Origin of the sequence: Mycobacterium sp. (assembly GCF_035570115.1) — a bacterium.
Taxonomy (GTDB): Bacteria; Actinomycetota; Actinomycetes; order Mycobacteriales; family Mycobacteriaceae; genus Mycobacterium.
In genome coordinates this window covers 45,837-56,481 of sequence record NZ_DATMLH010000255.1, presented here as the reverse complement: position 1 = coordinate 56,481, position 10,645 = coordinate 45,837, and the positions used below count along the sequence as shown (strand labels likewise).

Sequence of the window (10,645 nt, the reverse complement as noted above, 5' to 3'; positions counted from 1 at the left end):
GCGCGGATACGCCGGCTGGCAGTCCTTCACGCCCGGTGACGATCCGGGCGGCTGAGCAGCCCGAGGTGGGGGCACCTCCCGCTTGCGGGGGAGAGGCGGGCACCGGGCAGTAGGGTGACCCGGTGACCGTCTACGCCATCGCCCAGTTGCGGTTCACCGACCGCGCCACCTACGACCGGTACCAGACGCGGTTCATGGATGTCTTCCGTCGTCACCGTGGCACGTTGCTGGTTGCCGACGAATCCCCGCAGGTGGTTGAGGGCCAGTGGGATCGGGACAAGGTCGTGTTGATGTCCTTTCCCGACGAGGCGGCATTCCGCGTGTGGTCGGAATCGCCTGACTATCAAGAAATTTCAAAGGATCGCCGTAAGGGCGCGGACAGCGTGGTGCTGTTGGCGAAGGGGCTGGCGTGACCGCGCGGCCGTTGCGTGAACTCGTCGAGGACGGTTGGGCCAATGCACTGGAGCCCGTCGGCGACCAGGTGGCCAAGATGGGTCAATTTCTGCGCGCGGAGATCGCAGACGGCCGAAGTTACCTGCCGGCTGGACCGAATGTGTTGCGCGCATTCACGTTTCCGTTCGAACAGGTCCGAGTGCTGATTGTGGGTCAGGACCCGTACCCGACGCCAGGGCATGCAGTTGGCCTGAGCTTCTCAGTGGCCGCCGCTGTACGGCCGCTGCCGAGAAGTCTTGAGAACATCTTCGCCGAATATGCCAGTGACTTAGGTTATCCGGCGCCATCCTGCGGCGACCTCACGCCGTGGGCAGAGCGTGGAGTGCTGCTGCTCAACCGCGTGCTCACGGTCCGGCCGGGCAACCCGGCGTCTCACCGCGGCAAGGGATGGGAGGCCGTCACCGAGTGCGCGATTCGCGCTCTGGTGGATCGCCGGCAGCCGGTGGTGGCTATTTTGTGGGGCCGCGACGCCTCGACGCTGAAGCCGATGCTGGCGGGCAGCGAGTGTGTCTCGATCGAATCGCCGCATCCCTCGCCGCTCTCGGCATCGCGAGGGTTTTTCGGCTCCCGCCCGTTTAGCCGCGCCAACGAGCTGCTGGTCGGGATGGGTGCCGAACCGATTGACTGGCGCCTGCCGTAATGCTGCAGCCGGGCTATCCGTTAGCCGCGGGTGACCTTACCGGCCTTGATGCACGACGTGCAGACGTTGACGCGGTGCTTATTGCCGCCGGGGCGGGTGGCAACGCGCACGCTCTGGATGTTGGGATCCCATCGACGGCTGGTCCGGCGATGGGAGTGCGACACCGACTTGCCGAAGCCCGGGCCCTTTCCGCAGATATCGCAGACGGCAGCCATACCTAACTCCTCAAAGCTCTGGGGCCATGGGCCGATTGCCCTGCTCCTCCTCAGGCCCGTCAGGCCTGCATCGTCGCAGCGCGCGACCTCACGGGTGGCCCGGCGACCTGCCCAGGATAGCGGCCGGCGGGCGGAACCGCCAAAACGATCAACACGCGCCGGGCGCCTTGTGACCTGTGCTGTCGGCCGCAATAGATAGGCTGGCGCCCACCGACGGCGGCGTGAGGAGGTGGGTTCTAGGTGGGGTCGGGGCTGGCTGGACCGGATCGCGCATTGGACGCATCGGCACTGCGGGACTGGGCGCACACAGCCGTTGGCGACCTGATCACCCACATCGACGAGATCAATCGGCTCAACGTGTTCCCGGTCGCCGATTCTGACACCGGCGTCAATATGCTGTTCACCATGCGTTCGGCGCTAGCCGAGGCCAACACCGTTGCTACGTCCAAGGCCGGGCCTGGCGACGTCGTCCGGGTGGCAGCCGCCCTGTCGGCGGGCGCGCTGAACGGCGCGCGCGGCAACTCCGGGGTGATTCTGTCGCAGATTCTGCGCGGTTTCGCCGACGTCACCGCCGACGCCGCCGCCAAATCCGGCGCCGAACTGCAGATCATTGACGCGGCGCTGCTCGGTGCGGCACTGCACCGCGGCGTTGACCTGGTTGTCACCTCGATGGGCGGCCAGGAGGTCTCGGGGACGATCGTCTCGGTGCTGCGGGCGGCGGCCGATGCCGTCGAGCAGCGCGCCGGGGAGGGGCTGGCCCGGGCGGTCACCGCCGCAGGCGACGCCGCGGTGGTCGCGCTGGAGAAGACCCCCGAGCAGCTTGACGTGCTGGGCGACGCCGGGGTGGTCGACGCGGGCGGGCGGGGTCTGCTGGTCCTCCTCGACGCGTTGCGCTCGACGATCACCGGCCAGGCGCCCAACCGCACGTTGTATGCGCCAGCACCGACACAGCCGCGTCGGCAAACCACAGAGCTGGCCGCGCAACCCCCGGCGCCGCAATTCGAGGTGATGTACCTGCTGGGTGGGTGCGACACCGAGGGCGCCGATCTGCTGCGCGAGCGGCTCGATGAGCTCGGTGAGTCGGTGGCCATCGCGACGTCTGGCGTGGTCGGCGGTTACTCGGTCCATGTCCACACCGACGACGCCGGGGCCGCCATCGAAGCGGGTCTGGCGTTCGGCAATCCGCGGCGGATCCAGATCTCCGCGCTAACCGGTGCCGCGAGCGGGCTGCCGCCCGGCAGCTGGACCCGGGAACGCGCGGTGTTGGCGGTCGTCGACGGCGACGGCGCCGCAGAGTTGTTCGCCGACGAGGGCGCCTGCGTGCTGCGTCCGGGCCCGCACGTCGCCGACCCGATGACGGCCATCAGCGCCCAGCAGCTGCTGCGCGCAGTCGTAGATACCGAAGCCGCGCAGGTGATGGTGTTGCCCAACGGCTACCTGGCCGCCGAGGAACTGGTGGCCGGCTGCACCGCTGCGATCGGGTGGGGCATCGACGTGGTGCCGCTGCCGACCGGATCGATGGTGCAGGGGCTGGCTGCGCTCGCGGTACACGAACCGGGCCGGCCAGCCGTCGACGACGGCTTCACGATGGCCCGCGCCGCCGGCGCCGCCAAGCATGGATCGGTGCGCATCGCGACCGAAACGGCGTTGACCTGGGCGGGTGCCTGTGAACCCGGCAACGGGCTGGGCATCGCGGGCGACGAGGTGCTGATCGTGGCCCCCGACGTCGCGTCGGCCGCAATCGGCCTGATCGATTTGCTGTTGGCCGCCGGGGGTGAACTGGTGACGGTGCTGGTGGGCGCCGATATCGACCGGCACGTCGACGCGACGGCGGTGACCGACAGGCTGCAGGCTCATGTGCACGACCGCCACCCGGGAACCGAGCTGGTGACCTACCACACCGGGCACCGCGGCGACGCGCTGCTGATCGGGGTGGAGTAGCCATGGTGACGCTGAGCGACCGCCTGGATTACATCATCGGCGCCAAAGCCGCGAACCCCCTCGACGAGGTGTTCGGCATCCGCACCGTCGACGATCTGCTTCGCCACTACCCACGCAGCTACGTCGAGGGCACCAGTGTGCGCGGCGCCGCCGACGAGCGGCCGGCCGAAGGTGAGCACGTCACGCTCGTCGACGAGATCACTGATGTTGTCGAGAAGCCGATCAGAAATCGCCCACGAGACAAGATATTGCTCGTCACCCTCGGCTCCGGGCGTGGCAAGGTCACTGCCACGTTTTTCAACCCTCGCTACCTCAAGAAGGGGCTGACCAAGGGGACCAAGGTGATGCTCTCCGGCGAGGTTGGGTTCTTCCGCGGCGCAATGCAACTGACGCATCCGGCGTTCCTTATCCTCGACTCCCCGGACGGCAGGAACCACGGCAGCGCGTCGCTGCGCAACATCGCCGACGCGTCGCGGGCTGTCAGCGGTGAGGTGCTGCAGGAGGCGTTCGAACGCCGCTTCTACCCGATCTATCCGGCTAGCACCAAACTGCAGAGCTGGGACATCTTCAACTGTGTACGTCAGGTGCTCGAGGTCCTCGACCCGGTGGCGGACCCACTGCCGAAAGCGCTGTGCGCCAAGCACAATCTGGTCTCCGAAGATGAGGCGCTGCGCGCCATCCACCTGGCCGAAAATGACGCCGACCGCCGGCGTGCCCGAGAACGGTTGACGTTCGACGAGGCCATCGGGCTGCAGTGGGCGCTGGTGAGCCGTCGCCACGGCGAACTGGCCCAGTCTGGGCCGGCGGCGTCAATGCGTTCGGACGGGCTCAAGCAAGAGCTCTTGCAGTGTTTGCCATTCGAGTTGACAGCTGGCCAGCGCGAGGTGCTGGAGGTGCTTTCCACCGAACTGGGCTCGACCCGCCCGATGAACCGGCTGCTGCAAGGCGAGGTGGGGTCGGGCAAGACGATCGTAGCGGTGCTGGCAATGCTGCAGATGGTCGATGCAGGCTACCAGTGCGCACTGTTGGCGCCGACGGAAGTACTTGCCGGACAACATCTCCAGTCGATCAACGATGTGCTTGGGCCGCTGGCGATGGCTGGGCAGCTCGGCGGTGCTGAGAACGCCACGCGAGTGGCGCTGCTCACCGGCTCGATGTCGGCGGCCCAGAAAAAACAGGTTCGCGGCGAGATCATCAGCGGCGAAGTCGGCATCGTGGTAGGCACCCACGCGCTACTGCAAGACGCGGTCGAATTTCACCAGCTCGGCATGGTCGTCGTCGACGAGCAGCATCGGTTCGGTGTCGAGCAACGAGACCAGTTGCGGGCCAAGGCCCCTGCCGGGATTACACCGCATCTGCTGGTGATGACGGCGACCCCGATACCGCGGACCGTGGCGCTCACCGTCTACGGCGACCTGGAGACATCGACGCTGCGTGAGCTTCCCCGCGGTCGGCAACCGATCACCACCAGCGCCATCTTCGTCAAGGACAAGCCGGCATGGCTGGACCGGGCCTGGCGACGCATCATCGAGGAGGTTGCCGACGGGCGTCAGGCCTACGTGGTGGCGCCGCGGATCGACGAGACCGACAGCAGCGGCGAGACCGACAACGGTGGAAGGCCATCGGCGACAGCTGAAGAGCTATTCGCCCGGCTGCGCCGAGACCAGCTCGCCGGTCTACGGCTGGGACTCATGCATGGCCGGCTGTCCGCCGAGCAGAAGGATGCCGTGATGACGGCTTTTCGCGCCGGTGAGATCGATGTGTTGGTGTGCACCACAGTCATCGAAGTCGGCGTTGACGTCCCGAACGCGACCGTGATGCTGGTCATGGACGCCGACTGGTTCGGGATCAGCCAGTTGCATCAATTACGCGGCCGCATTGGCCGGGGCGCGCATGCGAGCCTATGTCTGCTGGCGAGCTGGGTGGCGCCGCAGTCCCGGGCAGGTCGGCGACTGAATGCCGTCGCCGGGACGCTCGACGGGTTCGCTCTCGCCGACTTGGATCTCAGGGAGCGCCGAGAAGGAGATGTGCTGGGCCGCAGCCAGTCCGGTCGTAGGATCGCGCTACAACTGCTGTCGCTGATCGATCACCAGCATGTGATCGAGGCGGCCCGGGACTTCTGCGAGAAGGTCTACGACGACGAGTCCTCGCATCCCGGATTGGGCCTACTCGCGGCACCATTCACCGGAACCGAGCGCATCGCATACTTGGATAAGTCATGACCGCCGACGACGATGCAGTGGGGGCACCCCCAGCCGCTCAGCGGCGAGGGGGACGTGGCGATGCTGAGGAGCGGCGCATATGAACCGCACAACGCTGCTGTGGTTGTCGGCGATCGCGTCGCTCGCGGTGCTGGTCGCCTATCAGGTGGTTGCCACGTCGGCGGGAGACCGCGCCCGGGAGTTCGCGGCGCGAGCCGACGTTCCCACCGTGCACACCGGTGTCGACGTTCTAAGCGGAATCGTCTTGGTGCCGACCAGGATCCGTCGCTATGACTACCGTCGTCCGGCGTTTGGCGACGCCTGGACCGACGACACCGACGCGCCCGGCGGACACAACGGATGCGACACCCGCGACGATATTCTCAACCGCGACCTCGTCGACAAGACGTATGTGCGGATCAAACGGTGCCCCGACGCCATCGAAACCGGCATCCTGCGCGACCCGTACACCAATGCCACCATCAACTTTCACCGTGGCGCCGGGGTCGGTGCGTCGGTGGAGATCGACCACATCGTGCCGCTGGCGCTGGCCTGGGACATGGGGGCCTACGGCTGGTCGATTGCCGAACGGGCGCGGTTCGCCAACGATCCGGCTAACCTGCTGGCGGTGTCCGGGAAGGCAAACGAGGACAAGGCCGATTCCCAGCCGGCGTCATGGATGCCGCCCAACAAAGCGTTCTGGTGCCAGTACGCCATGCAGTACGTCGCAGTGTCGCGCGGTTACGCGCTTCCCGTCGACGGGGCTTCGGCGGATGTATTGCGTCAGGCCACTGCCACGTGCCCGGCCGGGTAAGGCCTTAGATCCCGGTGTAGGTCAGCGGATCCTCACGCACCCGGGTGCCGTCATTGAGCCCGTTGAGCGTGTCCATGTGTTCGGCGGCCAACTCGAAATCGAAGACGTCGAGGTTCTCGGCGATGCGTTCCGGTTTGGCCGATCGCGGAATCACCACATTGCCCAGCTGCAGGCTCCACCGGATCAGCACCTGCGCGGGGGTGCGGCTGTATTCGGCGGCGACGGACGCGACCGCCGGGTTATCCAGCAACCTGCCGACCGCCAGCGGGCTGTAAGCCTCGGTGACCACGTCGTGTTCGGCGTTGGTGGCGCGCAGCTCGGTCTGATTGAGCAGCGGGTGTAGCTCGATCTGGTTGACCGCTGGGGTGACGAAGGTCAGGTCGATGACGTTCGACAGGTGCTCCTCGGTGAAGTTGCACACGCCGATCGAGCGCACATGACCTGCGGCGCGTTCCTGGATCAGGCCGCCGAAGCTGTCCACGTACTTGCCCAACTGCGGTGCCGGCCAGTGGATCAGGTAAAGGTCGAGGTAGTCCAGGCCGAGCCGCTCCAGACTGGCCGCGCAGGCGTTCTGGGTGGACGTGATGCCCTGGTCGGCGTTGGCCAGCTTGGTGGTGATGAACAACTCGGCACGGGGAATCCCCGACGCCGCGATCGCGCGGCCGACCGCGGCTTCATTGCCGTAGACCGCAGCGGTATCGATCAGCCGATACCCCATCTCCAGCGCCGCCGAGACCGCGCGCTCGGTCTCGGCGTCGGACAATTCGGCGACGCCAAGGCCAAGCGCCGGCATCGTGTTCTCGTCATTGAGTGCTATGGAGGGGACCAAGGCGCCCGACTCGCCGGTCAACGTCATTCACCTGCCTGTGAAGTCGAAGGTTCGTGGATCAGGACCGAGCCGATTGCCGTCGTCGAGCGAAGAGATCGACGCCATGTCGTTGCTGCTGAGTTCGAAATCGAACACGTCGAAGTTACTCGCAATCCGCTCAGGGGTCACTGACTTGGGGATCACGATATTACCGAGCTGAATATGCCACCGAATCAGAACCTGAGCGGGCGTTCGGCCGCGGTTTTCGGCAACCCCGGTGATGGTCGGATGGGTCAGCAACGATCCCCGCCCGAGCGGTCCCCATGCCTCGGTCGCGATGCCCAGGCGGGCATGGACCTCCCGCAACGCGGTCTGCGGCAGCCGGGGTGCAGCTCGACCTGGTTGACGGCGGGCACAATCCCGGTGGCATCGATAAGGACATGGAGGTGCTCGAGTTCGAAATTGCTGACCCCGATCGACCGGATCCGGCCCTGATCGCGCAGGTGAGCGAACGCCTTGAAGGTGTCGACGAACTTGTTCCGCTGCGCCATCGGCCAATGCACGAGATAAAGGTCCAGATATTCGATCCCCAGCCGATGCATGCTGGCGTCGAATGCCGCCAGCGTGCTCTCGTAGCCCTGGTCGGCGTTCCACAACTTGGTGACCAAGTAGAGTTCGTCTCTGGGCACGCCGGACGCGGCGACCGCGCGGCCGGTTTCGCGTTCGTTGCCGTACATCGCCGCGGTGTCGACATGGCGGTAACCGGTGCGCAGCGCGGTGCCCACCGCCCGCTCGGTGTCCGCGGGCGAAATCTTGAATACGCCGAATCCGACCGCGGGAATGCCATTACCGTCGTTGAGTGGGATCAAGGGGCCTAAGGAACTAGCTATGACACGAAGTCTGCCAGGCGCGCCGGACCTGCAGCTCAAAGCGCCGAGCGGGTGGGCAGGTCGGCTGCAGAGCGTCGCCACCAACGTCGGTCTCAAGGTCCTTCCCTGGGTCCCGACCCGCGCCAAGCGGTTGCTGGCCGCGGGCCGCTCGGTCACGATCGACGGCAACACGCTGGACCCCACGTTGCAGCTGATGCTGTCCACGCAGCGAGCTGTCGGTGTCAACGGCTTGGTCGTCGACGAGGACCTAGTGGCCTCCCGGAGCCAAGCACGAGAGATCGCGCTGGCCTTCGCCGGCCCGCAGGTGCACGTCGGCGTCAGCGACCTGTCGATACCCGGGCCCGCCGGTCAGATCCCGGCTCGGCACTACCGCCCGACGACCGCCGAGCCGACACCATTGCTGGTCTTCTACCACGGCGGCGGCTGGACGATCGGCGACCTGGACACCCACGATGCGCTGTGTCGGCTGACCTGTCGCGACGCCGACATCCACGTGCTATCGATCGATTACCGTCTCGCGCCTGAGCACCCCGCGCCTGCTGCACTCGACGACGCTTACGCGGCGTTTCGGTGGGCTTACCAACACGCCGGCGACCTGGGGGCGATCCCGGGCAAGGTTGCTGTCGGCGGCGACAGCGCCGGCGGCAACCTTGCGGCCGTGGTGTCCCAGCTGGCGCGCGACGACGAAGACCCGCATGGCCCTAAGCCGGTGCTGCAGTGGCTGATCTACCCGCGGACCGACTTCACCGCGAAGACCCGATCGCAGTCCTTGTTCGCCGACGGTTTCGTGCTGACCAAGCACGACATCGAGTGGTTCGAGACCCAATACGTGGGCGGTTCCGGAATCGAGCCGACGGACCCGCGGGTGTCGCCGCTGCTGGCCGAAAGCCTGTCGGGACTTCCGCCCGCGCTGATTGCGGTCGCGGGTTTCGACCCACTGCGCGACGAAGGTGAGCAGTACGCGGCGGCGCTGCAAGCGGCCGGTACTGCCGTCGATTTACGCGCCATGGGATCGCTGACTCACGCCTTCGCCAACTTCTTCCAGCTCGGCGGCGGCAGTGCCGTCGCGACCACCGAGTTGATTTCGGCGTTGCGCGCTCACCTCAGCCGCATCTGAGTTCGATTGCCCGTCTTCTTCGCGGGCCGTAACGGCCCGTATCGTCGCCGGGCTGCCCTGGAGCTACTACACCGCCGGTACGCTTAGACGCTATCGCCGGCCGCGCCGCGGTCGGAGAGTGAAGTCGACTATCGCATAACGGAGTGTGAGCAAGCCGTGGCCGCCAAATCGAAACGTCCAGCCAGCTACGACCTGAATGCCGCCGGGCGCCGACGCGATCTACTGGTCAGAATCGGACTCACCGCGATCGTGCTGATCTTCGCCGTGGTCCTGGTCGGCTACATCGTGATCTCACATAACAAAAAGACGTCCGGTGCGGAGCGCGCCATACGTGTGACGTCGAGCAAGCTGATCACCAAAGACGGCAGCAAGGACCCCAAAGCGCTCGTGTCGTTCTACGAGGACTTCCTCTGCCCGGCCTGTGGGAACTTCGAGCGACACTTCGGAGCGACGGTGGCGAACTTGATCGACACCGGCGCGATCGCCGCGGACTACTACATGGTGGGTCTGCTCAGCAGACCGCAAAACGATGATTACTCCTCGCGGGCCGGCAGTGCGGCCTACTGCGTCGCCGACGAATCGGTCGACGCCTTCCGCCGATTCCACACCACGCTGTACCGCAGCAACCTGCAGCCCTCCGAAACCGGCACGACATTTCCCACCGATGCTCAGTTGATCGAGTATGCGCGGGTGGCCGGCGTGGTCGGCAAGGTGCCCGACTGCGTCAACAGCGGCAAGTACTTGCCGATGGTCGATGGACTGGCCCAGGCCACCGGCATTCACGCCACCCCGACGATTCGCATCAACGGCCAGGACTACCAATGGTCGACGCCTCAGGCGCTGGTGGACAAGATCAAAGAGATCGTCGGCGATGTCCCGGGCCTCGATGCGGCGGCGACCCCAGCGGCGTCGTGACCGTCGCGGCGTCAGCGCAAACTGGCGAGCCAGTTGAGGATTCGGCTTCGCTGTCTCGGCGTGCGGCGACGGTGCCGCCGGCGAGCGCATGGTGGATGCTGATAGCCGGTGTGATCGGGTTGATCGCCTCGTTCACGTTGACCGTGGAGAAGATCAAGATCTTGCTCAACCCGTCGTACGTGCCGTCGTGCAACATCAACCCGATCGTGTCTTGCGGTTCGGTGATGACGACGCCACAAGCCTCGGTGCTGGGTTTCCCCAATTCGCTCATCGGCATTGCCGGGTTCACTGTGGTAGTCGTCACGGGTGTCTTGGCTGTGGCGAAAGTGCCACTGCCGCGCTGGTATTGGGTTGGATTGACCGCCGGGATCCTGGTCGGGGCCGCGTTTGTGCATTGGCTGATCGTCCAAAGCCTTTACCGCATCGGGGCCCTGTGCCCGTATTGCATGGTGGTGTGGGTGGCGACCATCTCGCTGTTGGTGGTGGTCAGCGCGGTCGCGTTCCGGCCAACCGGTGAAAGCCATCACAGCGCAGTGATCGCTGAGCTCTACCGTTGGCGTTGGTCGATTGCCGCGCTGTGGTTCACCGCGGTCTTTCTGCTGATTCTGGCCCGGTTCTGGGACTATTGGTCGACGCTTCTATAAACAGCCG

Annotated in this window: 10 protein-coding genes and 1 pseudogene; 8 read left to right on the top strand and 3 right to left on the bottom strand. The window is 66.0% G+C overall.

Going from position 1 to position 10,645, the window contains the following annotated elements; genetic code table 11:
• Nucleotides 1-122: 122 nt before the first annotated feature.
• Nucleotides 123-413, top strand: coding sequence for a DUF1330 domain-containing protein (locus tag VNW74_RS24110; RefSeq protein WP_325681494.1), 291 nt, complete (start codon nt 123-125; stop codon nt 411-413).
• On the top strand, nt 410-1,093 hold the full coding sequence (locus VNW74_RS24105; protein ID WP_325681492.1) for a uracil-DNA glycosylase: 684 nt from the start codon (nt 410-412) through the stop codon (nt 1,091-1,093). The genes VNW74_RS24110 and VNW74_RS24105 overlap by 4 nt, the downstream gene beginning before the upstream one ends.
• 20 nt (nt 1,094-1,113) lie before the next feature.
• Here VNW74_RS24105 and rpmB read toward each other — a convergent pair whose 3' ends face one another.
• A complete protein-coding gene (gene rpmB / locus VNW74_RS24100; RefSeq protein WP_325681490.1) occupies nt 1,114-1,308 on the bottom strand; it encodes a 50S ribosomal protein L28 in 195 nt (64 codons plus the stop codon).
• A 252-nt stretch (nt 1,309-1,560) separates the two neighbouring features.
• Here rpmB and VNW74_RS24095 point away from each other — a divergent pair, with 252 nt between their 5' ends.
• The 3 genes from VNW74_RS24095 (at nt 1,561) to VNW74_RS24085 (ending at nt 6,264) form a co-directional block, all read left to right on the top strand.
• The gene (locus VNW74_RS24095) at nt 1,561-3,249 is read left to right on the top strand and encodes a DAK2 domain-containing protein (RefSeq protein WP_325681506.1); all 1,689 of its coding nucleotides are present in this window, start codon (nt 1,561-1,563) and stop codon (nt 3,247-3,249) included.
• Between the two features lie 2 nt (nt 3,250-3,251).
• Nucleotides 3,252-5,471 carry an ATP-dependent DNA helicase RecG gene (gene recG / locus VNW74_RS24090; protein WP_325681488.1) on the top strand — a complete coding sequence of 740 codons (2,220 nt, stop codon included), beginning with the start codon at nt 3,252-3,254 and terminating at the stop codon, nt 5,469-5,471.
• A gap of 79 nt (nt 5,472-5,550) precedes the next feature.
• A complete protein-coding gene (locus VNW74_RS24085; protein ID WP_325681486.1) occupies nt 5,551-6,264 on the top strand; it encodes an HNH endonuclease family protein in 714 nt (237 codons plus the stop codon).
• Between the two features lie 4 nt (nt 6,265-6,268).
• Here the strand turns inward: VNW74_RS24085 and VNW74_RS24080 are convergent, their stop codons facing one another.
• Both VNW74_RS24080 and VNW74_RS24075 read right to left on the bottom strand, forming a co-directional pair.
• Nucleotides 6,269-7,114 carry an aldo/keto reductase gene (locus VNW74_RS24080; protein ID WP_325681504.1) on the bottom strand — a complete coding sequence of 282 codons (846 nt, stop codon included), beginning with the start codon at nt 7,112-7,114 and terminating at the stop codon, nt 6,269-6,271.
• 6 nt (nt 7,115-7,120) lie between these two features.
• A pseudogene (locus VNW74_RS24075) lies at nt 7,121-7,962 on the bottom strand (aldo/keto reductase).
• Here VNW74_RS24075 and VNW74_RS24070 point away from each other — a divergent pair.
• From VNW74_RS24070 to VNW74_RS24060, 3 genes are all read left to right on the top strand, one after another.
• Entirely contained in the window at nt 7,961-9,079 is a 1,119-nt protein-coding gene (locus VNW74_RS24070) for an alpha/beta hydrolase (protein ID WP_325681484.1), read from the top strand. The pseudogene VNW74_RS24075 and the gene VNW74_RS24070 overlap by 2 nt on opposite strands.
• A gap of 156 nt (nt 9,080-9,235) precedes the next feature.
• Complete coding sequence (locus VNW74_RS24065; protein ID WP_325681483.1) at nt 9,236-9,994, top strand: DsbA family protein; 759 nt, start codon at nt 9,236-9,238, stop codon at nt 9,992-9,994.
• Nucleotides 9,995-10,089: 95 nt separating this feature from the next.
• Nucleotides 10,090-10,638 carry a vitamin K epoxide reductase family protein gene (locus VNW74_RS24060; protein ID WP_325681481.1) on the top strand — a complete coding sequence of 183 codons (549 nt, stop codon included), beginning with the start codon at nt 10,090-10,092 and terminating at the stop codon, nt 10,636-10,638.
• The last annotated feature ends 7 nt before the right edge of the window (nt 10,639-10,645 follow it).